The sequence below is a fragment of the Corynebacterium sp. KPL4015 genome (assembly GCF_040225725.1).
GTDB classification, from domain to species: Bacteria; Actinomycetota; Actinomycetes; order Mycobacteriales; family Mycobacteriaceae; genus Corynebacterium; species Corynebacterium rhinophilum.
The window spans coordinates 13290-38362 of the sequence record NZ_JBEHGF010000018.1 but is presented as its reverse complement, the minus strand read 5'-3'; the positions used below and the strand labels follow the sequence as shown (position 1 = coordinate 38362).

The following is a 25073-nucleotide window of genomic DNA, read 5'->3' as shown; positions in this document are numbered from 1 at the left end:
TACTACTATGTCCGACTATGAGCACTGACACCGTCGCCAGAACACGCTTGGGGGATAAAATCCTCACCGCGGTGGCAGCGCTCATCGCGGTGTTTTATCTCATTAGTGCATGGGCAAATCCCGGTGCTATCGAACTCATCCAAGCAGCGCTATCGCTTTTATTTTTACCCTTCATCTGGGTCTGGCGTACCAAACCGGTACTCAGCGCAGCTGGCTTTATCGTCCTCCTTGGTGCGTGGGCCGCGGCGTGGATAAGCCAGCTACCAGCAAACCTCGGGGTCACCCCATGGGCATTGACCGCGCCGATGGCCGTCTACGCCACCTCCCGCTACGTGGAACGCCGCTCAATTCCCCGCGCGGTGCTTATCGCCGCGTTTCTGGGTTCCTTTGTATCGCCTGCTATGTGGCGCATTGACCCCGAGTCCTTTTTATTATCTTTCCAGCTAGATCGCCGCTACATCGCCTTGCTGGTGGTGCATTGGGCAGTGCTCGGCAGCGCCTATTTCATCGCCGCACGCTATTTTGATCTGGATAGGCAACGCGAGCGCTTAGCTCAAGAACGGTTCCACCAAGCGCAGGAGGAAGAGCGCTTACTCATTGCGCGGGAATTGCACGATGTCTTGGCCCATTCCCTCACCTTGATCAAGGTTCAGGCTAATGCCGGGATTATCGCCGCGCGCACGGATACCACCGCCGCAGAGTCCACTTTGAAGAGCATTCGCGATGGTGCGGATTCCGCGCTGGAGGAAGTGCGCGGCATCGTCACGGCGCTACGCAGTACGGGGCCCACGGCGTTAGAACCCGCGCAGCAGCTCGAGCATGTACAGGGCATCATCGATGGCTTTCGCACCGCTGGCCTGAAGATTGACGCGGAATTGCCTTCCTCCTACGAGGTTTCCGCGCTGACTCAGCTAGCCCTGGTGCGCATCATTTCTGAAGGGCTGACCAATGCCCTGCGCCACCAAGGCCCCGGCACGCATGTGCAGCTAAAACTCACGCTTTCCGATGCCGCACGAGTCACCCTCACCTCCACCGCTACGTCGCCTACGCCCAGTGAGGTATCCGGCAGCGGCGTGGGTTTGGTGGGAGTAAAGGAACGCGCCCAAGCGTTGGGCGGAAGCTTAATAAACAGTGGCGATGCCCAGAAATTTACACTGGATGCGGAACTCCCATTACACAAGGACAACCATGCCTAAGATTCGCGTCATGCTTGCAGACGATCAAGCAATGCTCGTCGCTGCCTTATCAACCATCTTGAACGCGCAGGAAGATATTGAGGTGGTGGCTACCGCATCCTCCGGAGACGACGCCGTTTCCTTGGCACTTCGATTCCGCATTGATGTGACCATTTTGGATATACGAATGCCTGGCATGGATGGAATTGCGGCGGCCCAAGCCATTCTCTCCCGCATCCCTGACTGCCGGATTATCATGCTCACCACATTCAATGAAGAAGATCTGGTATCCCAATCTATCGCCGCCGGTGCGCATGGATTCTTGCTAAAAGATGCGGATCCTGAGGTTCTGGTAGAAGCCGTACGAGACGTTGCTAAGGGAGAGTCTGTCCTCGCCTCACAGGTAACGGGCCCTGTTCTAGAGGGCTATCGCAGGGCACTAACGCACAGCCAGCTTAGTCCACACGAACGCCAAGGACTTAGCCTGGTCACTCGGCGCGAGATGGAGGTGCTCACGCTCATTGCGCGCGGGGCTACCAATGGCGAGATTGCAGGCCACATGTCTATCGCGGATACCACGGTAAAAACGCATGTCTCCGCGCTGATGTCCAAGCTAGCTGCACGCGACCGCGTGGCTTTGGTGCTGCTGGCGCACAAAGCCGGCATAGCCTAGCCTCCTACTGTGGTAGGACTAGCCCGGCGCGAAGACCGTCTCTGGGGCGGAAGATTTTGATAGTCGCGCGACTCATACTTTTGGTATGAGCTATGAGGTTTCCTTCGAACACATCACCAAGTCTTTCGGTTCCCAGGCAGTGCTGCGAGATATTAGTTTTCGTGTTTCACCTGGCCGCGTACACGCTGTGCTCGGGAGAAATGGCGCCGGCAAGTCCACCTTGTTTTCCATTTTCCTCGGTCTGCTGCCTGCCGATTCGGGAACGGTGCGCGTGGCTGGCAAACCATGGTCGCGCGAAGTTCTCGCCCATGTCGGCGCCTCGGTCAACGGGCCAGCCTTCTACGGGCACCTGTCAGCCACAGATAACCTCCGCGTGCATACCCGCCTGCTCGGATTGCCCGACACTGAAATCGAGCGTGTCTTGCACATTGCCGGTCTAACCGGGGCTGGTGCTAAGAAGGCAAAGTCTTTTTCCACCGGGATGAAAGCCCGTTTGGCTTTAGCCCAAGCCTTGCTCGGTAATCCAGAAATCTTATTGCTCGATGAGCCGCAAAATGGACTCGATCCACAGGGCATCGCGGAGCTCCGCAAGCTGCTCCAGCAGCTCGCCGCGGCTGGGCACACCGTTGTGGTCAGCTCCCATCAACTCGGCGAGATCCTTCACCTAGCCCATGACATCACTATCCTGTCCCAAGGCACCATCCGGTATTCCGGCTCCCTGCAAGAACTCGCCCCCAGCGGTGAATTGGAAGCCGAATTCTTCCGCCTGACTTCTGCAGATGGTGAGACCGATGAGTAACCAGTATCGACGGTATCTCTCAGCAGAACTACTGCGCAGCCGCGGCAGCGCCCTGCAGTGGCTACCATTACTCGCCCTGCCCCTAGTGATAATGACGGTATTCTTTTCTGCGTTCACCTCCTCCGCTGAGGACGCTACCGGGGTTCTTGGCTGGCAGTCCATGTTTATCACCGGCATGTACGCTCCACTCATAGCGCTTTTTGCTGGCATTCCTGAGCGCCGCGAGGCACTCAGCCGTAGCGGCGGCACCCTATGGCGCCGGCTTCATCCTCGCTACGAGCATGCCTCCCGGTTCCTCATCGTCTTGGCAAGCCTCGCAGTATTTCACCTACTTAATTTCGGTCTGTCCTGGGCGGCGGTTGCAATACAAGCACGGACAGACCACCAGCTGCTCATCATCGCTGGGGCTTATTCTTTGATCGGGGCTATTGGCATCGCGGGGCTTGCGACCGCAGGCGCCCGCAGGCTGGGCCTTGCCGTCACGCTTATCCTCGCGGTTATCTGGCAGGTCATTAGTGTGCTTCCTCGCGTTGTCGAGGGGCCGCTATGGTGGGCCTTTCCGCCCGCCTGGCCGCTACGGTTACTATTGCCTGCGCTGCGCATCCACCAGAATTCGGTTCCGCTCGAGCCTGGCGATCCACTCCTGCAGGAAAGCCCGCTTCCGGCATTGGCGTTGTGCCTCATCCTCGCTGTAGCAGGCTCTTTGACCGCGACCATGACGCCTGGCCGAGTACGTCCGCTTTCCCGACGCCGGCGCGTTACGGCGCCCACGGTCAGTACCGCCGCCACGCCAGCTCAGGGTTGGCAGCCTGCCACTGTCTCTCGTGCCGCTGCCCACTCGCGCCGTGCCGATGCGCTCCGGGGGTTTCACCGGGCCATAATGACACCAGCGGTCATTACGTGCTTGGTATCAAGCGCCTTAGCTCTGTTCTTTATTGCCTTTATCTACCCACCACGTTATGTACAGGGATTCTTCGTATTTCTGCTTCTCCCCGTGGGTGCCGGTGTACTTCCTATGCTGGTCTGGCCGGGGTTCTCGGGCGCGTGGCCAATTGTTTATACAGAATCTCGCCACTGCTCTACTGCCCTTCTCCTGTGGTTACTGAGCATCATCACAGCGGTGTGCACGTGTGCTTCGCTCGCGGTTATCTTCGCCGGTGGTGCTGCCCTAACCGTACCAGCGCAATTACCCCTAGCCATCGGCGTGGGATACGTCCTTACGGTGATATCTCTCATCGTCGTCATCCGCTTTGGTATTTGGAGCTCACTTGCTCTGACAATCGTCGGCACCATTGTCTCCGTGACGGTAGGCGGCGATGTCCTCGCGAAGACTATCCTTTGGCTCGTTGCCTTCCCCGCCTGGCCGATGAATGCGGATTCTCCCGGACGCTACGCCTGTGCTGCGATAATGACCCTCCTTTTCGCCGCCATTACTTCGTGGGCCGCCAGGCGGTTGCTGCGCACACGGGCACTTCGCCCTACCGATTAAATAACTAAGGCCCGCGGGGACTCCGCGGGCCTTAAATTATGCGAGCTTAAAGCTCAGAGGGAGATAAGCGCTTGGGCAGGACCACCGGGCGGGCATTAGAAAGCCCCTCCACCACGCGGATGACCTGGTTGGAGTAGCCAAACTCGTTGTCGTACCAGACGTAGAGCACCAAGTGCTTGCCGGAGGCAATGGTGGCGATACCATCAACGATGCCGGCATTGGTATTGCCCACGAAGTCACTAGAAACGACCTCTGGGGAGGCAATGTAGGAAATCTGCTGGCGCAGATCCGAATGCAGGGAGACATTGCGCAGGAAGTCATTGACCTCATCACGGTCGACCTCTTGCTCCAGCTCCAGGTTAAGCACCGCCATGGACACGTCCGGGGTGGGAACGCGGATGGCGTTACCGGTCAGCTTGCCTTCGAACTCAGGCAGGGCCTTGGCCACGGCCTTGGCAGCACCGGTGGCGGCAAGCACCATGTTCAGGCCAGCGGCGCGGCCGCGGCGCTCGCCCTTGTGGTAGTTATCAATGAGGTTTTGGTCATTGGTAAACGAGTGCGCGGTTTCCACGTGGCCGTGCGCCACGCCGTAGCGGTCATTGATGACCTTGAGCACCGGGGTGATGCCGTTGGTAGTACAGGAGGCTGCCGACAAAATGCTGTCAGACTCCTCGATAATGCTGTGGTTAATTCCGTAGACGATGTTCTTCACATCGCCCTTGCCCGGCGCGGTGAGCAGAACCTTGGAAACGCCCTTGGACTGCAGGTGCTGTGACAGCCCCTCACGGTCACGCCAGCGGCCGGTGTTGTCGATGACAATCGCATCGTTGAGGTCGTACGCGGTGTAGTCAACAGTAGCCGGGTCATTGGAGTAGATGACCTGGATCGGGGTGCCGTTTGCCCAAATAATGTTGTTTTCGCGGTCAACCGAGATAGTGCCGTCGAATGCACCGGGGACAGAGTCACGGCGCAGCAGCGAAGCACGCTTGACGATGTCGTCGTGGGAGACCAGGAAATTGTTGCCGTCCAGGTGGGTCGTGTGCTGCGGTGGCCTGCCCGCCCGCTGCGCGAGGCGCTGGGGCTGGTGACCGGGAAATGAGCAGGAGCATGAAAAAGAAATTGGGCTACGTCGGCCTCGGCTTCCTGCTGGCCGGTGGCGGCGGAGCCGCTGCGGAAATCGACCCCAGCCAGCTACTCCACCTATTAGGAGGTCTGCTGTGAGTACACGGGAAAACGTCACAGTGACGCTTAGATTGGAGGTAGCGGCATGAAATCGGTAATCCTCGACGTGCCGCCGTTTCACAGCGACGGCGCGCAAAGAGAGTTCGAAGAATTTTCTTCCACACTTCCCGGCCCGGAGCTAATTACCGCGAAATATGGCGGCGGCCGCCCGCACCCGCGTGATGTGTCGCGTCTAGCGTATGCAGCCTGCACTACACTGGCACTGCTGACCGTGTGGCTGTGGCTGCCGCACGGCACCAGTGGCAGTGGTGAGACGGTGACAGCTAGTCCGACCTCGACAGCCACCTCTACTCCGTCGCCTACGCCGTCCACTACATCGTCGCCGTACGAGCGCGGGCAGCAGCTTGTGGACCACCTCGGCCAAGTCCGCCCCTACCGTCCCGACATATTAAAGGCCTGCTTCCAGTGGGTCGGCACTGGCACCCCGCCCGCTTTCCAAGTGAACTCTGACCCGGACGCGGACACCTACCTGGTGCCCGACGGCTGTGACTCCGGCTGGCGCGAGGAGCTGCCACAGGAAGCGTGGGTATGCGGCGAGGCCAGCGCCTCCAAGCGGTACTCGATATACAACGAGGCACTGGACGAGGGGCGCGTGAAGCAGCCCTATGCCACCTATCTCCTCGCCTACACCATGATTTGCGGAGGTAACGATGAATGACGAAACCCGCGCCTTCTACCCAGTAGATAACGACGAGACGACCATCATGCAGCCGCTCGGCGACCCCGACATTGACTTCGCCCCGCCACAGGAGACGGACAACCGCGCCGGGCTGCTCGACAGGCTGGGGCTTCCCCGCCCGCAGTGGAGCCTGCCGCACATCGACACTCCGCGGTGGCTGTGGCAGCCCACCTGGCGCAGGCGGTGGCTCCGCTGGCTCGCCGTGCTCGCCGCGCTGTATCTGGTCTCGGTGCTGCTGCACAATGCTGCTGCCGGGTACACGGCGGTCGCCGCCATTGCCCTGTGGCTCGCCGCATGGTTCAGGGGTCGCCGGTACGAGGTGCGGGTACCGCCACGCACTGCCGTGACGGTCGTGTTCGACCAGAAGACAGGGCGCGGGCGCTTCGCTGATTTGGACGACGCTTTAGAGGCTGGCGGCCTGGCGAAGACCACCTACGACGAGAATGGCAAGGCTTTCCACACGGGCTGCTGCACCGTGTCGCTGACCCCACTAGCGGAAACTGGCGACGTGGAGGCGCGAGTGTCCGCGCCGTCGCAGTACCGCCTCGCTGACTTGGAAAAGAATGAGGAGCGCATTCGTCGCCGCCTCAATGTGAAAGACCTTTTTGATTTTCATATCGACCAGTCAAACGGCAATTTTGTGTTCACCATGACGACCGCTGACCGGCCGGACGCGGAGGTCGCAACGGAGTCATGGACAAACGTTTAGGAGTAAGAAAATGGCTAAAGATTTTTTCGCCGGACTCGGCGACGACACCCTGCCGCAGGTTCCCGGTGACACGGAGCAAGTAGCAGAGACGGACACCGTGGACGAGGGTTTTTGCGGCCCCGCACTTATCAACGAGGCAGTCGCTGACCTCGCCAGCTACCGCGAACGCTACTCACAGCTTGCCCAGCACGTAAAGGGCGGCTCGTTCCATGAGCCGGGGGTCGGCAAGCTGCCCGCTGACTCTGTGCACGAGCTGCTGCGTATCTACGGCGCGGTGTTTTCCCCGCAGCCGTGGCACGAGCACGTGGTGCGGTTTGAGCCGGACAGCGTAGGCCTGACACTGGAACTCGACACCGGCGACGCGGTGGAAGCCCTGCGCTCCGCCGGTTTCTACGACGTAACCGGCAATGGCCTCACGGCGCAGGTCGCGGGTCACGACATGCAAGCCACCCGCGGCTATCAGCTCGTCAAGCGCGACGCGCGCGGCCTCTGGGAGCTGGTGCAGTCCACGACGCTGGCACACTGGAACCACACCATGCACAAGCTGGGTCTCGCCTACGTCACTAAACGCGCGGACGGGGTGACCTCCTACCTCTGCCCTACTCCGCAGGGGTGGGGTGTGACAGGTGACGGTCGCGGTTACCTGTCAGTGAAACCCCGCCGACTGTTGGGTTCGACGTTTGGAACCGGACTGTTGAAAAGCTGCGCGGTGTCGTGAAATGCGACGTTGAACTGCGCCGTTTGGCCGCTGACCGAGTGGCAATCGTCACCCCGCCGAGGGCTGCCCGCATGACCCCTGGGTGCCTGGCGCAGACGAGCAACTCCATGTAACTGGCACCGACTCGTTGGAAGAGTTTTGCGCGTCATCTGTTGCCGCGTATCCGCGCCTGGCGTGGGTGCAGGGCCGCACGGCGGACGGCGAAGTGCTGTCGGCTGCTATGGCGCGCTCACCGCACGCACTGGTCGGCGGCGGCACTGGTAGCGGTAAGTCGTTTTGGGCCTCATGGCTGCTGACTAGCTGCGTGCTCGCGGGTGCCGATGCAATGATTGCCGACGGTAAAGGTAGCTCGGACTACGTTCCCCTGGTGCAGCACCTACCCAATGTGGTGATGTACACGTCAACCGACGCGGAGCATGTCCGCCTTATCCAGTGGGTGCATGCGGAGATGGAACACCGCTACGCGCAGCAGAAAGCCGCAGCTATCTCGGGCGAGGTGTACGAGCCGCGGCTCCTTGTAGTTTTGTTTGACGAGTACGGGGCGTTTTCAAAGTCAATCAACGTTAAGAGTCACCCGCAGAAAAATCATAAGACCGTGCACGGTGTGCCAAGATTGAACTCATGAACGCCTCCACCACGCCTCTGCTTGTCGTGGGGCTCGGCAACCCTGGGCCCAAATATGAACTCACCCGCCATAACGTCGGACATCTGGTGCTAGATGAACTAGCCAGCCGGACTTCTCCGATGCCTTCGTCGTTTAGCGTGCACAAGAAATCGAATGCTGAGATTGTGCAGACTCGGTTTAAAACCTCCGATGGTGGCGAGCGACAGGTGATTCTGGCTAAGCCCCGGACGTACATGAATCTGTCGGGTGGGCCGGTCGCGGCGCTGGCGAAGTTCTTCAATGTCGCACCTAGCGACGTCGTGGTGGTCCACGATGAGCTGGACCTAGACCCGGGTGTGGTGCGCCTTAAGCGCGGCGGGGGCGAGAATGGCCACAATGGCCTGCGTTCGACATCGAAGTCATTGGGCACGAAGGACTACATGCGCGTGCGCATTGGCATTGGTCGTCCTCCGGGCCGCCAGGATCCAGCTGATTATGTGCTGCGCAACTTCAATGCCAAGGAGCGCGAGGAACTCGCTTTCACCCTGCCCACCGCGGCGGAGGCAGTGGAGCTAATCGCCAGCCACGGGCTGGAAATTGCTCAAAACCAGGTGCACGGGCGGTAGTAGCTAGCGGCAAGGCAGCAAAGAGCCCCCTTCCCTCCCAGCTTTCACGGGAATGAGGAAGAGGGCTATTTTCGCTTTCTAGGAAGCTTCAGCCTTACAGCTCGTCGGTGTTCGTGCTGCTCGGCGTTTTCGTCGGCGGTTTCGCTCTGCCCACCGAGCGCCTGGCGGTGGGATTCGGGAAGCTGCGGCAGGGCGGCCCGTGAGGGCATCGACCAGGTGATGAGGATCAGGCGCCCGAGGAGCTCCCCGTCCGACACGCCCACGACTCGGCGTAGCGGCCGCCCTTCGCCAGCAATTCATCGTGCGTGCCCCGTTCTGCGACCGTCCCGTCCTCCGAAAGCACGACGATGAGGTCGGCATCGCGGACGGTGTGCAGGCGATGGGCGACGACGATCACGGTGCGATCGCCGCGCAACGCCTCCATCGTGCCGACGATCGCCCGCTCAGTGGCCGCATCCAGCGAGGACGTCGGCTCGTCGAGAAGCACCACCGGGGAATCCTTCAGAAGCGCCCGGGCGATGGCGAGGCGCTGCCGCTCGCCTCCCGACAGCAGCGTCCCCTCCTCCCCCACCGGGGTATCCCACCCGGAAGGCAGCAGCTCCACGATGCGGTCCACCCCGGAACGCCGAGCGGCCTCGCGCAAGCGGTCCCCGTCACCGGGCCCGGAACCGAATTCGGGGTCGGCGAAGACCACGTTGTCCCGCACGGACGCGTCGAAAAGGAACGTCTCCTGGAACACCGGGGTCACCAGCGAGTTCACGCCGTCGGTGCCGATCCGAGGCAAGGGCACCCCGCCGATGAGGATCTCCCCCGAGTCCGGATCATGAAAACGCGACAGCAGCCGCATGACCGTCGTCTTGCCCGCCCCCGACGGTCCCACTACAGCAACCAGCGCTCCCTGAGGTGCACGGAAGCTGACGCCGTCGAGAACCTTCTTATCCCCGTACCCGAAGCTCACGCCGCGGAACTCCACGTCATGCCCGTTGGGCAGCTCCGGTGCGGTCGGTTCGGGAAGGGCGGGGATCGCCCGCAGGTCACGCAACGCAGCCAACGTGTTGCGGCCCGCACCGAAACCGCCGGACAACGCTCCCGCCGTGGTGATCGGTCCGGTGAACTGGACGACCACGATGAGCATTGGCGCCAACTGCGCCGGCGCCATCCCGCCCGTCGCGGCGACTGCTACGGCGACGATTACCGCCGCCGTGAACACCGCATGGACGACCGAACTCAACCGTCCGATGGCCGCCCCCTGCGTCGACGTCGCCTTCGCGAACGTATCGTGTTGGGCCCGGATCGCCTCATCCACCATCGCGTCCGCCGCCGAACCGTCGCTCGCGGCGCGAATCGCCTGCTGGCAGCGGGTGAACTCGATCAGCCTGCCGGAGACGGCAGCGACGGCGTCAGCATGCGCTTCGTCCGACTCCCCGCCGACCCGGCCAATGGCCCGGTAGGCGAAGAAGAGCACCGGCGCCGACGCGACGGGAACCAAACCGACGCGCCAATCCACCGCCAGAATTCCGAAGGCGATGACGGTCGGCGCAACCACCGCGGCGATGACGGGCCGCAGGATCACGTGCGGCACGGACGCCGCGAACGCGATACCCGACGACGCCATCTCCGAAAAGCGGCCGGCCGTGGACTTGGTGACGTACCCGAGTGGCAACGTCAGCACGCGTTTGCCCAGGGAACGCAGCAGGGACGACAGCACCGCTGCGGAATTCGCCCTGCCGACCGTCCCCGCGGCGAGGGACAGCACCGCATGGGCGACCGCGAGGCCGGCGATGACGCCGGTGAAACGCCACGCCGTCGCATCATCTCCCTCGGCCAGAGCCGACAGCAGCGGCAGCAGCGCGACGAACGCCGCTCCCTGGGCCAGCGAGGCAAGCGCGGCCAACGCAATGAGCCACGCCAGCGTCATTCTCGAGCGCCGATCCGTCATCGACCACAAGTCCCGAATCATCGGTTCCCCGCCTTTTCATCGTCTGATTCAGTGCCCCGCGGAGCGGATGGTTCGTCGTCGAGCGCGAACGCGCGCCACAAATCCCGGTAGCGGCCACCGCGCGCAAGCAACTCGTCGTGGGTACCCGCCTCCGCGACCGCTCCCCCATCGAGAACGAGGATGCGGTCGGCGTTGCGGATCGTGCTCAACCTGTGCGCGATCACAATCACCGTCCGCGAACGGGCCAAACGCTCGATTGCGGACTGGATGAGGGCCTCGGAAGCCGGATCCGCATAAGCGGTTGCCTCATCGAAGATGAGCACCGGCGCGTCCGTGACGATCGACCTCGCGATGGCCACGCGCTGCGCCTCACCGCCGGAAAAGGTCACGTCGACGTTGACCACCGAATCCAGACGCTTCGGCAGCGCCGCGATGACCGCATCGAGGTTCGCGAGCTTCGCGGCCGCCATGATTTCGCCGTCGGTGGCGTCTCTCCTGGCCAGCCGGATGTTCTCCCGCAACGGCAGCGTGAGCAACTGCGGATCTTGGAACACCACCGACACCGAGCGGTGCACGTCGCGCACGGCGATGTCGCGAAGATCGGTGCCGCCCAGCAGCACCGAGCCTTCAACGGGGTCGTGGAAACGCGCCAACAGCCGGGCGACGGTGGACTTTCCGGAACCGGAGGACCCCACCAGCGCAGTGAGGGTCCCCGGTTCGAACGTCGCGGACATCCCGTCGAGGACCCGCGGCCCATCGCCATAGGAGAAGACCAGGTTCCGGACCTCGAGCGCGCCTCCGCGCACGGGCACCGGATCGGCGGGCTCGGCGATTGGCGGCGTGCCCAGCACCTCCGCGATGGACTTCAGGGCGGCAATCCCCGCGATGATGGGTTCGGAGTTCATGGCCACCCGCACGATCGCCGCGGAGAGTCCAAGGCTGAGAACCAGCCCGGCGACGAGACCCTCCGGTATGCCGCCCGCGGCGTCCCTCAGAGCGAGGCCGGCCCAGCACACCACTGCGAGGACTGTGATCGGGGACGTCACCACGTCGATGAACCCGAGATAGATGTTCGACTGCCGGGACCAGGCGGACCACGCGCGGACGAACGACAACGCCGCGGCATCGTAGCGACCCGCGCCCTGGTTGGCGCGTCCGAAGGACTTCATCACCGGGATACCGCGCACCAACTCGATGACCGCGGCCGTCACTCCTTCGGAGGCTCGCTCGTAGTCGCGCTGAAGACCGGCTCCGCGCGAAATCATCACGCCCATCAGGGCGAAGGTGACCAGCACCGGGACGATCGCCACCGCCGCGATCCGCCAATCCACCGCGACGAGCGCGATGAGGGAAAGCAGGGGAACCAGCACCGCCACCACGGTCTCACCGACGGTGTGGCCCATGAGCTGGTGGACAGCCGCGACGTCCTTCTCAACCGACCCGATGATTCCCGACGAGCGCCGGGCGTCCAGCCAGCCCAGCGGCAACTTCCGGATTTGGGCGACCAGCCGGCGCCGGAGGTGGAGCTGCAGGTCGTTATCCGCCCGGTGCGAGAGCATGCCGGCGGCGCCGTCCGCGGCCATGCGCACCGTTGCGGCGACGACGATGACAGCCACGGCCAACCACGTCCGATGCTCCGGGGCCTCCGGGTACGTCATCGCGATGTCGATGATGCCGACCAGCGAAGCGACGGTAGCCACCGACGACAGGACGGATAACGCGACCACCGCACGCATCCGCGTCCGGATCGGGGCGAGCAGCGACCACGGGCCTACGGTCCCGTCCACGGCGCTCACTTGCCCGCCTCCCCGATCGCGCTTTTCTTCGTGAGAGTGCAGAAGTACACCATGCCGGCGTGTGAGGCTCCGCCCAGCTTCAGCCCGTTGGCTTCGGCGAGGTCCTCGAGCTCGCTGCCCCGGAACACCCGGTGGCCCATCTTCGCCATGACGGCCATGTCGACCCGCTCGTTCACGTCGGGATCCTCGGCGAACGTCTGCACGTAAGCGATGCCGCCGTCGGCGAGCAGACCGGCGACCCTGCCGAGCGCGGCACCCGCATCCTTCATTTGGTGGAGCGCGCCGCACACCCAGATTTCATCGGTCCTGCCGGGCTCTCCCGCGAGCGGCGCGAGGACGTCGGCGACGTGGAATTCCGTCCGGGCCCCGAGCCTTTCGACGGCGGCGCGTTCGCGGGCGATGCGGATCGCATTGGGCGACAGGTCGTAGCCGACGATGTTCGCCCTGCGATAGCGAGGCTCGGCGGCGAGCATGCGGGCGAGCCACCCGGTTCCGCAACCGAGGTCGAGAACCCGGGCCGGCGCATCCGGCCCGGGATCCAGCGCACGGAGCTTCCGATACACGGCGGCGGCGTCCATCGGTTCACGCGCATAGCGGCTGAGGAACCTCGGCTGGACCTTGTCCTCGTAGGCCGCGAGGAGTCTGCGGTTGTTCTGGACGATCTGGGCAATCGACTTCATCTGGTTCTGTCTCCGGGGTGTGTGGGCCGCGTCCACGCGGCGGTTTCGGGTTAGGTGCTCGGGTTCGCGGGCCGTCGTCGGCGGCGCCGCCCCAGTGGACGTGCCCGTCATGCAGACTCCCCCGGCCTCGTTTTCACGGCGATGCCCCACGCCGCGAGCACGGCGATGCCTAAGAACCAGGCCGCGCAGACCACCAGACCCGCAGCCCCGGTGCCGTTGACGGCCTCGCCTGCCGCGGATACGGGGGTGTGCCCGGCGATTCCGCGCAGGAGGGGACGGAAGTGGTCGGCGGGCATGAGCACCGTGTTGACGAACATCGCAACGATGATTAACGGGATGAGGGCCACGGACCCCTGGGGGCTGGTGATGGAGAACGCGATGTACGTGCCGGTGCATGCGGCCGCCGCGGCAACCATCGCCCCGGTCACCGCGATCCTCCACCACCAGGACACCTCCGGGGGGCCGTCGGAAAGCAAGGCGGCCACCGCCGCGACGACGGCCGTCATCGCCATGATCCGGATGAACTCGGCAATGATCCGTGCGGCCGACACGGCCGCGTACGGTGACGGCATGGTGATTAACCGCTCGTGGAAGCCATTGCTGCGTTCAACGAACACGGTGGACGATCCCGTGATGGCCAGGATGAACGCCCACGCCGTCACGACCAGGATGACCGCGTTCCGGAGTTCGAACTCTCCGGTGAGCTGCCTGACCAGGCCACCGAACATGCGGTTGACGATGAACAGGTACACGAGCGGAGCAATGAACGTCATGAACCAGAAGTCGGGGCGCCGCAGCCAAATGTGGGCGATGCGCCGCAGATGCACGAAGATGGCGCCGATCATGATTCGCTCCTCGAGGTGAACCGGCGGATGAACAGGACGATTCCGGCGACCACCGCGACACCGAGCCACAGGGCTGCCTCTTCCCCGGCGCTATCCGGGAAGGCGTCCGGGGACGCCGCCCTGATCACCTCGATCATCGGCGAAAACGGCATGTGACGTACGACGTCGCGCAGGGAGCCGTCCAAAGCGGTCGCCGGAATGAACGCGGTGGAGAACATGAGCAGCAGCATTTCCAGCGCCTGGATCGATGAGGCCGTCGACACCGGGGCGGGCACCATCAGGATCACCCCGTCCGTGACCAGGGACAGGACCGCCGCGGCGAGCAGCGACCACAGGACAGTCCACGCGACGTCACCGACAGCCATGTCGAGGCCGCAGGCCCACGCGACGACCAGCAGCGCCGCGATCGACGCGGACATCCGCAGCACATCGGTGGCGAGCCTGCCGGCGACATAGCCGCCTGTGGCCCCGGGCAACACGCGCACGCGGTCAACGAGCCCGGATTCGACGTCCTGTCCCACCGCCATCGCCGACGCCGCGGCGGTGAACATCGCCGCCTGGAACAGGCAGCCGCCGAGCACGAAACGCAGGTACCCGAAGCCGGATTGCCCCGCCGAGTATCCAAACACCGCGTACAGGCACAGCAGGAAGAGGGGCGGAACTACGAACATGGAGATCAGCGACGCGGTGTTGCGTCGCAACAGCAGCAGATCCCGACGGAGAAACGCCGCGACCGACGTCGCACTCATCGCGCCGCACCCCCCGCGTTCATCGATATGAACACCTCGTTGAGGGTGGGTGACGACACGCTCAGCGAATCCGGCGACGCTTCCGAGGCCTCCATCGCCTGCGCCGCCGCCTCGAGGACCCGCGGTCCGGGGTCGACGTCGAGGGACACCAACTTCCCCGCGACGCGGGCGCCGTCTAGGCACGTTCCCCCGAGGCAGCAGGCGAACGCCTCCGCCTCGGCGGCGGTGGCGAAGGACACGCGGAGCACGTGCGACCCGAAGTCGCGGCGCAATTCCTCCGGCGTTCCGCTGGCGACGATGCGGCGATCCTTGAGCAGATGGACGTGGTCGGCCAGCGCCTCCGCCTCTTCCAGGTACTGGGTGGTCAGCACCAGGGTCATTCCGTCGTCGCGCAGTTGCCGGATGAAGCCCCACAGCTCTTCGCGGCTGACAGGGTCCAGCCCCGTTGTGGGTTCGTCGAGGAACAGCAGCCTGGGCACGACGCACAGCGACGCGGCGATGTCGAGACGGCGCCGCATGCCACCCGAATAGGCCGACGCCAGCGTCGAGGCACTGTCCGCGAGCGAGAATTGCGCGAGCAGTTCCGTCGCGCGGGCGGCCGCGGCGGCGCGGTCGAGCCCGCGCAGCCGCCCGAAGAACTCCAGGTTCTCCCGGCCGGTGAGGTTCTCGTCGATCGCCGCGAATTGGCCGGTGGTGGCAATGTCGGCGCGCACGCCCGCCGGGTCCTCTTTCACATCGCGCGAGAAGATGCTCACCTCGCCGGAGTCGGCGGTGATGAGCGTCGACAGGATTCGGATGAGGGTGGTCTTGCCTGCACCGTTGTGGCCGAGGAACGACACGATCGCCCCGGCGGGCACGGTAAAACTCACGCCGTCGAGCACATGCTTGCGCATCCGGGCGCCGCGCTTTCCCTTGCGCCCGCCGTCCGGCGGGGCACCTGCCCCGCCTTCGGGCGGGGTGCCCGCATTGCCCGCATTGCCCGCAATCGGGTAGCTCTTCGTGAGGTCGCGGACGACGATCGCCGCACCTCGTTCAGCTTGATCCGTCATCGTTTCCCCTTTTCTTTGGTATCGCAGTGGGCCGCTGTCGGCAGCGGCCCCGTGGTCGGGTTGTCATGCGGCACCTCGATATGGATGCCCGCATCGCGGGCGAAGGCGAGGACCGGTTCGAGGAGCCGGGGGTGGCCGACGAGATCCCGGCACCCCGGCGCGACCGGCTTCCCCGCGACCGCCACAACGGTGGCGGCAGCAATCGCCGCGGTCATTTTGTAGGAACCCGGGCCGGTCGCCCGGACGACGGTCGTCTCGGCCGTCGGCCCCGCATCGCCCGCGCCGGCGGACGACAGTGCGACGACCAGCTCGGCGGGTTGCGGAGTGCCCTTCACCCGCGCCTTCCGCGATGTCACGGCCGCCCCGAGACGGGCGAGCAGACCGGAGACAACGGGCATCGCGTACAGTCTCGACGTGCAGATCTTCTCCACCGACTCATCGGGGAGAGCATCGAAGGCGACGTGGTAGGAATAGCCGCGGATCGAGGGGCACACCTCGCGTACGACGTCGATGTCCGGGCATTCATAGCCGATTCCGCTTTGCGACGACACCGGGTTGCGCCGTACTTCGACAATGGCGCCGCCGAGCATTGCGCGGTATCCGCCGCGAATGGTCCGGAACATCGACTCGACCGACGCGGCCCCGGATTCCTGGTCGGCGCCGATTCGCAGATCGACCCGCACATCGCGGACCTCTTCGACCCCCGCAGCGCGGGCCCCGAGAATCAACAGTGCCGTCGACAAGCCCGGGCACAGGCCGAACCCGGTGAGCACGGGAACCCCCTCCCGCCGGGCATCCCCGTCGAGAGCCATGATTGCGCGGCGGGCGTCGATCGAATCGTTGACGTCGATGTACCCGGTACCTGAGTCGATGCAAGCACGGGCGAGTGAGTCTGCGTGCACCTCGAACGGGCCGGTGCAGTTGACCACCCAATCGTGTTTTCGGAAGACCCTGCAGATCTCGTTGTGGCCGGCGGCGATCCTCAGCGGGAAGTGCCGCCCCGGGCCATCGTCTGGCTTCTGCCGGGAAGTGTAGGCCAGCTCAATCCCGTCGACGACGCCGAGCATCCCCCGGACGAGCCGTCCGGTGACGCCGGTACCTCCGGCCACCAGCACTTTCACGGGTTCGCCCGCGTCGCGGTCCCGTGCTTCCCCGCCGTTTCGTCGGTCAGTCATTTTCCATCTCGTTTCCCCGGTCCCGCGACCGGTCGATTCCTTCGGACGACGGGTCCGCTGCCCTGTCGTCCGTTTCCGGCGCCCGGCGCCGGCGTTCGATGTACTCCCCGATGAGGGCCCCGGTCAACGCGGCATCCTCTCCGAGGACGAACGAATAGTGGTTTCCCGCGACGCCGGCGACGCAGAGGTCATCGACGAGGTGGTCCCGCCACTGGTCGTGGTTGTGAGCCTCGCCGTCGTCGGGGAGAACGAACAGCGCCTCCCTCACCCGCCCCCCGGGCCGGTACCGGGTGCGGGCATCGATGAGCGAGCGCAGCGAGTTGAACTCCGTCGCCGTCACCCGGTCGCCGGAAAGCCCAAGGTCCTCCAGGAGCGTCGGTGCGACCGCTGCGGCCAGGGCACGCAAACGGGCCCCCCGTTCCCCGTCGGTCTCGTCGACCCCGCCGAACTCCGCCCAGAGGCGGGCAACCGGCGTTCCGTGCGGGAGATCGGCAATCGAGGGCACCACCCGGGACAGCAGCCCCTTTTCGGATTCCGCGCCGAAATCCCCGACGTCGACCGCGATCCCCGGAGCCAGGCTGTCGAGAAACACCAGCGCGGGATCAAGATCGGCCAAACGGAGCACCATCTCGGCCGCGATGGTGCCGCCGAGGCTCCATCCGACGATCGCCGGGGCGGCACCGTCGACGAGCACCTCGCGGACCCGGCCCGAGTAGTGGGCCGCGATGTCGCCGATGCCGATGGCGTGGGGGAATGGTCTCTCGAACTCCGCGAAGCCGACGCCCCACACCTGCCCGCCACCGGGGATCGCGAGGGCCAGGTCTCGGTAGATGTCGACGGTGCCGAATCCGCCGTGGACGAGGAAGATCGGGCGCGCCTCATCGCCGCTGCGCAATAGGACCAGCGAATGGTCCGCGGCCGACGCGCCGGGGTCATCCACGTCCCGCCGGTCGGTCGGCGTGGCCGTCGACTGGCCGACGAGCTCGGCCACGCCACGTGGCGTCGGCTTGGCCAGCGCTTCCGCGAGCGGTACCGACGCCCCGGTGATGTCCTGGATCCGCTGCATCAGATTCACGAATCCCAGGGAGTCGTAGCCGAGGAGGAACAGGTCGTCGTCCGCGCCGGCTTCAGCGCCGCCTAGGTCGGCCCGGACCATCCCGGTGATGACCGTCAGGTATTCGCGAACTCGGCCCATCAGGTCCCCGGATGCGATCCTCGAGATCGAGCCCGACCTGTCGCGCTCCGCCGATGACGCGCCCGCGACGCCGTCGCCGATCGCCCCACCGCTGGAAGAAGTGCCCCCGACCGCCAGGCGCAGGCGCCGAACCTGGCCGACGCTCAGCGGCGCCGCTTCGGGGCAGCCCCCGGCGAAGCCCGACACCGACCTGATGTAGTGGTCGAAGATGTCCTCCACCAGTTCCGGTTCCAGGATCTGCTCGACGAAATCCCAGGCGACGTTGATACGCCCGCCGACCTCCATCACTTGGTTGTCCAACAGCACCTGCGGGGTCTGGGAGATGGCGTAATCGACGTCACCCAGGACGTGGGCATCCCTACCCGAGCCATCGCCTGCCGCGGAACCCTCGCCGAACAGCAACGAGGTGTACACGAACGGCGCGATGGCCTGTCCGACGGGCAGACCCCGGTGGCGCGCGATGGCGCCGAGCAACGACACCCCGGAGTACCCGGCCGCCATGTGCCCGAGCAGCCGGTCGCGCAGTTCCGCCGTCCACCAACGGAGGTCATAGTCGGCGGCCGCTTTCACCGGCATCAGAATGACGCCGGTGAAATCACCGAAGACGCCGGCGAAGTCGGCGATTTCGGGATCACGGTTGTACGTGGTGATGTTGATGCCGACCGAATCCCCCCTCGACCACAGCGACAGGCTCGTCGCATAGCAGGCGAGAAGCAGTGCGGACACGCTGCCGTCGGCGGCGCTGGCCCGTTCCCGCAACAGTGCGGTTTCCTCAGCGGTGAACGTGTGCGACAGGCGACGCATCCGCGGCACATCCACGTCCGCGGCCGCACCGATTGATGGAAGGGTGTTGCCGGGCGGGAAGTCCTCGACCACCGTCCGAGTCAACGTCTCATCGCCACGCCCGACCGCCGAAGCCTCCCGGCGCTTCATCTCCAAGACGTACGTGCGGTAGTCGCCGGTGACGGGCGGAAGCTCCGTTCCCCGGTACAGCTTGTCCAGGTCGTCGATGAAAATCCGTTGGCTCGCCCCGTCTCCGATGATCATGTCCACGCTGAAGAACAGGCGGTGCCTCCCGTCCGGGAGCGCGAACGCCGACAGATGAAACAAGGGCCAGCTGCCCAGATCGAATACCTGGTGGCTCAGCTCATCGCGCTTGCGCCGCACCGCCTCGACCACGGTCGCCTCATCGGCGGCCCGGTAGTCGGCGACGGCAATGCGGTAGCGCGGAACCTCCGGCAGAATCCGCTGCGTGGCTTGTGCGGTGAACACGACGCGCAGCATCGGATGCCTGCGGATGAGGTTGTCGAGGGCGTCCTCCAGGCGGTCGATGTCGGTACCGGGTTCGGTGACGGATTCGATGTAGTAGTGCTCGGTGACGCCGCCCAGCTCGAACCCGGAGTTCCGGCCGACGTAGTAGGCCTTCTGCATGTCGGTCAGGGGGAACGGCGCGTGGGGGTCGTCCCCGAATTGTTCCACCGGATCCTTCCCGTGGGCACTCGCGGAGGATTCTCGGGCACCTCCTGCGGCTGAACCGGCACCGCCGGCACAATCGAGGGAAGACACTGCCTCGGCGACGGCTTCAGACTCGGCACCGGACTCCCGCATGGCCTCCGAGACAAGGCCGGCGATGTGCGCGATGGTCGGGTCGGCGATGACGTCGCGGAAACGGAGCCGGACGCCCGTCTTCTGCCGGATCGCGCGCATCATAACCTGGAATTGCAGAGAATCGCCGCCGCGGCGGAAGAAGGACTCTCCCGCGCCGCACGCCGGATCCGCCCCACTCGTCGACGGGGCTTCCCCGAGGATCTCGTCGAAGACTCCGGATACCAACTCGATCGCCCCGGGGGCGGCGACGGAACCAGCCGCGCCCGCGGCTCCGGCCTCCGCCCCGGCGACCTCGCCATCGGCCGTTGCCCCGCCGCCCGCGGCACCGACGTGCCTACGAATTTCCTCCTGATCCAGTTTCCCGTTGACGGTGACGGGCAGGTGCGCCACGGGCAGCAGGACCGTCGGTACCATGTACGCTGGCAAGCAGCGGGCGAGCTCGGCCCGGACGGCATCCCGCGAGCCGGTCATGTCGTCCGCCGGAACGTAAAGGCACGCCAGGAGTCCCCGACCGCCCGATTCGACGACCGCCGCCATCGACGCGGTCACCAGGCCGGACCGCTCGAGGACCGATTCGATTTCTCCGAGTTCGACGCGGAAGCCCGCGATTTTCACCTGACGATCGCGGCGGCCGAGAAATTCCACGAAACCCTCCGCGTTGAAGATGCCCACGTCTCCGGTTCGGTAGCAGCGCCCGATGCCTGGGACATCCCCGAAGGCGGCAGCGGTCCGCTCCGGATCGGCCGCATACCCCTGCGCGACGCCGAGACCGCTGATGTGGATTTCCCCCGGCACGCCGACGGGGCAATGCACCCCGTCGGGCGCGAGCACGTGGATGCCCTGGTTCGCCAGCGGGTACCCGTAGGGAATGCGGTTTTCCAGGCTGTCGCGTAGCAGCGGGCAGTGGATGGACCAAATGCTTCCTTCGGTCGCACCGCCGAGGCTATTGATCGACGCGTTCGGGAACATGTCCATGGCGCGCGCCGGAAGCCCCGCTGCGATGCGATCGCCGCTGAGCAATACGGTGCGCACATCCGGGAACACGTCGTCGTCCGCCGCCCGGACCAGGGCGAGCTCCAAAAGGGCGGGCGCGGAGTTCCACAGCGTGACCCGCTCTTCCCGCAAGACGTCGAGGATTTCATCGGCGTCGCGCTCGTCTCTGACCATCGTCACCGTCGCGCCTGCCGCGAACGCCCCGAACACGTCGTAGACCGACAGGTCGAATCCCAGCGACGACAATCCGATGATGCGATCGGCGGAGGTGACCCCATACCGCCGGTTCACGTCGAGGATGGTGTTGATGCAGTTGCGGTGACTGATTCGCACACCCTTTGGCCGGCCCGTCGTCCCCGAGGTGAAGATTACGTAGGCAAGGTCGTCAGGGGCAGTGCCAAGCGAAGGGTGCGCACCCGCGCTGCCCGCGCGGTCGCAGACTTCCGCGGCTGCGGGCTTGCCGACGCCCGCCACTCCGCTTTGGTCCAGTTCATCGATCACGCCGGTGTCCAGAATCGGGCCCGACGCACCTGAGGCTTCCACGACGTATTCCTGTCGCTGGGCCGGCATGCCCGCGTCGACGGGGACGAATGCGGCTCCCGCACGCAATGCGCCGACCATGTTAACGATGTCGTCGGGATGCTTGGTGTAGCGCACGATCACCGCGTCCCCCGCCCCGACGCCGGAATCTGAGAGATGGCGGGCGATGCGTCCGGCCCGGGCCCAGACCTCGGCGTAGGTGTACGAGATGTCCCGGGCGGCGAGGCGCACGGCCGGCGCGTCCGGAGTCGCCGCGTATGCGGCTTCGACAAGCGAAACCAGGGTGTCATCGTGGATCGGGCCCGCAGCGTCGTTGTAGCGGGCGACGGCCCCCTCCGTCTCCGCATGACGGATGGGCAGAGCCTCTCCCCCCTCCGCCACCACGTCCAGGGCCTCCGCAACGACCCCGAACATCGCATCTGCCGCAGGGAAGTAATCGTCGACCACGTCCCACGACAACGTCATCCCGCCCGATGCCGGCATCACTTGGATGTCGAGGCACACCTGCGCGGTTTGCGTGTAGATGCGTTCGATGACCGGGCTGCGCCCGCTGCCCCGCTCGCCGCCGAGGTAGCTGGTGAACACCACCGGAGCAGTGGCCTGGGTCTGATTGGCCGCGTCCCGGAGGAATCGCTGTAGCACCTCCACACCGGAAACGCCGCGGTGGGACAGCCCTTCACGGATGTCCAGGTCGATCGCCTCCGCCAACCCGTCGATGGTCGCAGCTCTCCCGGCGTCGACGCCGATGAGCATCGATGAAGTGAAATCTCCCATCACCCTCGTGCCCGCGGCGAGGCCGCTGCGTTCGCTGACAGTCACGTTGACCGTCAACGCCGATTCGGGCAGCCACCTGCAGACGACGGCGGCGTTGACGGCCATTACCAGCGACGACAGGGTAACTCCAATGCGGCGGGCCCGTTCGCCGAGCTTGGCGGTGATCTCCGCGTCGAGCACCGTGCCCAAGCGCCGGGTCGACCAATCGTCGTCACCCCTCACGGCCGCCGGGAACTCCGGGCGCCGCGGCAGATCTGCGGCCTTCTTCTCCCAATAGGCGAGGTCCTCGGCCCGTTTCCCTTCGCGCCGGCGCGCAGAGATTGCCGCCAGGGCATCCCCATATTTGGAAGCCGGAGCCGGCGGCTCCCCGGCCAGCAGAGATTCGAGCTCGTCGAAGAACAGGTACACCGAACCCGCATCCATGACGATCATGTTGAAGTAGATGAACATCCTGCACCCGCCCGCATCTGCGAGCAGCCTCGCGGCGACCATGGGACCGTCCTCGTTCGACGATCGCGCCGCGGTTCGCATGTCCCGACGGATCTCCCCCACCGCCGCGTCGACATCGTCGCCGGACCCGACTACCTCGACGGTGGCGAGGCACGCGCCGGTCGGGCTCAAGACCCCGGCATCGACGTCGAGCCGATGGAACAGTACGTCGTGACGCCCGAAGACCACCCGCACGGCCTCCGCCACCTGCGGCAACGAATAGTCGTGTCGGGATTCCGCGTAAATGTACGTCGCTTGGCCGCCAAGCTCGATGTCCTCGTCCGCGCCGAGCAGGTAGGCGGTCTGAATTGGATTGAGCGGGACCGCATCCGCGGGACCGGCCCCATTTTTGCCGGCACAGCCGTCATCCGACTCACCCGTCGCTACAGCGGGGTCGGCCCCGGCAGCGGCGCCTGCGGCAGATCCGGCATCAGCGCCACCCCGGGCGGCGTCGATGACGGCCGCCAAATCAGCGACCGTGACCCCGGGGTCCATCGCCGCGTAATCGATGGTCACCCCGTACTCGTCCTCCAGCGCCAGCAGCATCTGGAGGAAAGTCAGGGAGTTCGGGATGTGGTCGCGGAGTTTCACGTCCGCCGAATCCAGGTGCACGCCGATGGCGTCGGCGATGGACTCCGACAGCCGTTCGGGGGCGACTCGGTCCCCGGTGCGAGCTCCTCCCACGGCGGTAGATGCGACGGCCGGCGCGATCGTTTCATTGGTCATCGTCATCTCCTCAGAGCAAAGCCTCGAGCTTGCGGCGGAGCTTCTTGCCGTTCGACGCGACGGGCAGCTCGTCGACCCACAGAACCCGGGAGACGGGCACCCCGGCGACGCGCATCAGTTCGGTCGTCGCGGACCGGGCCACCGCCTGTTCAGAGATCGGAGGTTCATCCCCGTCCGATCGCCCGGCACCGGTCGCATCGTCGGCCTTACGATCGGTCGGGGTCCGCCTGGCCAAGAACACGGCGATCTCCTCTTCGCCCGTGGCTGGGTTGCTCCGGCCGAGAACGGCAACATCGCGGTCAAGCGCATTCTCCAGCACGGCTTCCAAATCAGCCGAATAGTAGTTCCGGCCGTTGACGAAGATGATGTCCTTCTTCCGGCCGAGGACGAACAACTCGCCGTCGCGGAGAATGCCCATGTCCCCCGTTGCGAACGCCCCGTCATCGGTGAGCTCGTGCTCCACGATCCCCTCTGCTGTGATCGCGGCTCGGGTCATCGGAGCGCCGGCGATGTGGATTTCACCGACGGTGCCGTCGCCGAGGACCCCGCCCCCGTCATCGCGGATGGTCAACGAGATCCCCGGGACGGCCTTGCCCAAGGCGACGAACTCAGCTCCGGACTCGCTCTCGATGTCCTCGAAACGCTGCCCCGTGGCGATGCCCGTCCGGTCAAGTCGCACCGTGGACAGACCCGAGTAGATGTCCCGGGTCGTAACCAGGAGGCAAGCTTCGGACATTCCGTAGGCGGAGGTCAGGGCATCCTCCCGGAGGCCCATGGCGGACATCGCCGCGAGGAACTTCCGGGCCAATGGAGCGTCGATGGGTTCAGAACCGCTCATCAGCTTCTGAACGTTGGAGAAGTCGTAACCGTGGTCATCCCCGAGGGGCCGGCGCTCGAGATGGCGCAGGAAATGCTTGAACGCGAAGTTCGGGCACACTGTCACCGTCGGCCGGTGCCTGGTCACGGCCTCGAACCACCTCGGGGGATCGGCGACCACCTCGGAAACCGGCAGCAACACCTGGTCGTACCCACGAAAAAGGGCGTAGACGTGGAAACCGATCAGCGAAAGGTTGTGGGTCAAAGGCAGCCACGTGAGCATCTTGTTCTCGTACCGGTGCGCGTGGCGTGGGATCGTCGCGCGCAGACCGTTCAGCACGGACTCGTTGGTTACGATGACGCCCTTTGGCGATCCCGTGGAGCCGGACGAAAACTGGATGAGGGCTTCGCCGGCCGTCCCACCTCGCACCGGGAACGCGGGGACCGCCCCGGCGCCATCCCCGGAATCCACGTCCCCCGCCTGAGAGAAGTTCGATTCAGCATCACCCGGCATCGCCGCACCCGGTTCCGCGGCAGCGTCATTGACGATGGACACGTCGAGCAGCCGGTCCTCGCCCACGACCACGGCACCGTTTGCGCCGGTGAGCAGCGTGTGACTGCGTTCGTCGACCAGGATCGGGGCCCCGGGCATCATGTCCGAGAGCGTCCGCACCCTGTCGACGTCAACCGGGCCCGACACCGGCGGCGCAAGCGCCGGAACCGCGCCGGCGTAGACGCAGCCCCAGAACGCCCGGATGAGCCCGCGGTTCTCCGAAACTTGGAAGATCACGCGATCGCCGGGGCCGATGCCGGCTTCAGCCAACCGAGTCGCAGCCGCCACCGCCTCCGCGTGGACCCGGCCATACGGGACGAAGACGTCCCGCCGATTCTCGACGAAGGTGATCCCCTTTTTCGTCTCATCGGCCTTGTCCCGAAGCACGTCGCTGATGGTCCGGATCGTGTTCATTGGTACCTCTTTCGGTTG

19 protein-coding genes are annotated in these 25073 nt (G+C 65.1%); 9 read left to right on the top strand and 10 right to left on the bottom strand.

The window, feature by feature from the left end; all coding sequences use genetic code 11:
- Positions 1-17: 17 nt before the first annotated feature.
- The 4 genes from ABRP64_RS07875 (at position 18) to ABRP64_RS07860 (ending at position 4136) form a co-directional block, all read left to right on the top strand.
- Positions 18-1196, top strand: coding sequence for a sensor histidine kinase (locus ABRP64_RS07875; RefSeq protein WP_296090667.1), 1179 nt, complete (start codon positions 18-20; stop codon positions 1194-1196).
- Positions 1189-1848, top strand: a complete 660-nt coding sequence (locus tag ABRP64_RS07870; protein ID WP_349866045.1) for a response regulator transcription factor — start codon at positions 1189-1191, stop codon at positions 1846-1848. Before ABRP64_RS07875 ends, ABRP64_RS07870 begins: the two co-directional genes overlap by 8 nt.
- 85 nt (positions 1849-1933) lie before the next feature.
- Complete coding sequence (locus tag ABRP64_RS07865; protein ID WP_296090672.1) at positions 1934-2647, top strand: ATP-binding cassette domain-containing protein; 714 nt, start codon at positions 1934-1936, stop codon at positions 2645-2647.
- A complete protein-coding gene (locus ABRP64_RS07860; RefSeq protein WP_296090675.1) occupies positions 2640-4136 on the top strand; it encodes an ABC-2 family transporter permease in 1497 nt (498 codons plus the stop codon). Before ABRP64_RS07865 ends, ABRP64_RS07860 begins: the two co-directional genes overlap by 8 nt.
- A 46-nt stretch (positions 4137-4182) precedes the next feature.
- Here the strand turns inward: ABRP64_RS07860 and ABRP64_RS07855 are convergent, their stop codons facing one another.
- Positions 4183-5376, bottom strand: coding sequence for a glyceraldehyde-3-phosphate dehydrogenase (locus ABRP64_RS07855; RefSeq protein ID WP_284771102.1), 1194 nt, complete (start codon positions 5374-5376; stop codon positions 4183-4185).
- A gap of 27 nt (positions 5377-5403) precedes the next feature.
- Here ABRP64_RS07855 and ABRP64_RS07850 point away from each other — a divergent pair, with 27 nt between their 5' ends.
- The 5 genes from ABRP64_RS07850 to pth all read left to right on the top strand — a co-directional run bounded on the left by ABRP64_RS07850 (position 5404) and on the right by pth (position 8714).
- The gene (locus ABRP64_RS07850) at positions 5404-6036 is read left to right on the top strand and encodes a hypothetical protein (protein WP_349866043.1); all 633 of its coding nucleotides are present in this window, start codon (positions 5404-5406) and stop codon (positions 6034-6036) included.
- Complete coding sequence (locus ABRP64_RS07845) at positions 6029-6766, top strand: hypothetical protein (protein WP_349866041.1); 738 nt, start codon at positions 6029-6031, stop codon at positions 6764-6766. Before ABRP64_RS07850 ends, ABRP64_RS07845 begins: the two co-directional genes overlap by 8 nt.
- 10 nt (positions 6767-6776) lie before the next feature.
- Positions 6777-7484: a hypothetical protein gene (locus ABRP64_RS07840; protein ID WP_349866039.1), complete on the top strand. Its 708-nt coding sequence runs from the start codon at positions 6777-6779 to the stop codon at positions 7482-7484.
- Between the two features lie 82 nt (positions 7485-7566).
- A complete protein-coding gene (locus ABRP64_RS07835; protein WP_349866038.1) occupies positions 7567-8109 on the top strand; it encodes an FtsK/SpoIIIE domain-containing protein in 543 nt (180 codons plus the stop codon).
- Positions 8106-8714: an aminoacyl-tRNA hydrolase gene (gene pth, locus ABRP64_RS07830; protein WP_284851819.1), complete on the top strand. Its 609-nt coding sequence runs from the start codon at positions 8106-8108 to the stop codon at positions 8712-8714. The genes ABRP64_RS07835 and pth overlap by 4 nt, the downstream gene beginning before the upstream one ends.
- 226 nt (positions 8715-8940) lie before the next feature.
- Here pth and ABRP64_RS07825 read toward each other — a convergent pair whose 3' ends face one another.
- From ABRP64_RS07825 to ABRP64_RS07785, 9 genes are read right to left on the bottom strand one after another with little or no spacing between them, the layout of a single operon-like run.
- Positions 8941-10674 carry an ABC transporter ATP-binding protein gene (locus ABRP64_RS07825; RefSeq protein WP_349866036.1) on the bottom strand — a complete coding sequence of 578 codons (1734 nt, stop codon included), beginning with the start codon at positions 10672-10674 and terminating at the stop codon, positions 8941-8943.
- The gene (locus tag ABRP64_RS07820; RefSeq protein WP_284771095.1) at positions 10671-12449 is read right to left on the bottom strand and encodes an ABC transporter ATP-binding protein; all 1779 of its coding nucleotides are present in this window, start codon (positions 12447-12449) and stop codon (positions 10671-10673) included. The genes ABRP64_RS07825 and ABRP64_RS07820 overlap by 4 nt, the downstream gene beginning before the upstream one ends.
- Complete coding sequence (locus ABRP64_RS07815) at positions 12446-13240, bottom strand: class I SAM-dependent methyltransferase (RefSeq protein ID WP_284785440.1); 795 nt, start codon at positions 13238-13240, stop codon at positions 12446-12448. The genes ABRP64_RS07820 and ABRP64_RS07815 overlap by 4 nt, the downstream gene beginning before the upstream one ends.
- A complete protein-coding gene (locus tag ABRP64_RS07810) occupies positions 13237-13974 on the bottom strand; it encodes an ABC transporter permease (protein ID WP_284771093.1) in 738 nt (245 codons plus the stop codon). Before ABRP64_RS07810 ends, ABRP64_RS07815 begins: the two co-directional genes overlap by 4 nt.
- On the bottom strand, positions 13971-14723 hold the full coding sequence (locus ABRP64_RS07805; protein WP_005510617.1) for an ABC transporter permease: 753 nt from the start codon (positions 14721-14723) through the stop codon (positions 13971-13973). Before ABRP64_RS07805 ends, ABRP64_RS07810 begins: the two co-directional genes overlap by 4 nt.
- Complete coding sequence (locus tag ABRP64_RS07800; RefSeq protein WP_284771092.1) at positions 14720-15772, bottom strand: ABC transporter ATP-binding protein; 1053 nt, start codon at positions 15770-15772, stop codon at positions 14720-14722. The genes ABRP64_RS07805 and ABRP64_RS07800 overlap by 4 nt, the downstream gene beginning before the upstream one ends.
- Positions 15769-16947 (bottom strand): saccharopine dehydrogenase family protein, encoded by a 1179-nt coding sequence (locus ABRP64_RS07795; protein ID WP_284783407.1) that lies wholly within the window; start codon positions 16945-16947, stop codon positions 15769-15771. Before ABRP64_RS07795 ends, ABRP64_RS07800 begins: the two co-directional genes overlap by 4 nt.
- Entirely contained in the window at positions 16940-23272 is a 6333-nt protein-coding gene (locus ABRP64_RS07790) for a non-ribosomal peptide synthetase (protein WP_349866034.1), read from the bottom strand. The genes ABRP64_RS07795 and ABRP64_RS07790 overlap by 8 nt, the downstream gene beginning before the upstream one ends.
- 10 nt (positions 23273-23282) lie before the next feature.
- Complete coding sequence (locus ABRP64_RS07785; protein ID WP_284854086.1) at positions 23283-25055, bottom strand: AMP-binding protein; 1773 nt, start codon at positions 25053-25055, stop codon at positions 23283-23285.
- Between the last annotated feature and the right edge of the window lie 18 nt (positions 25056-25073).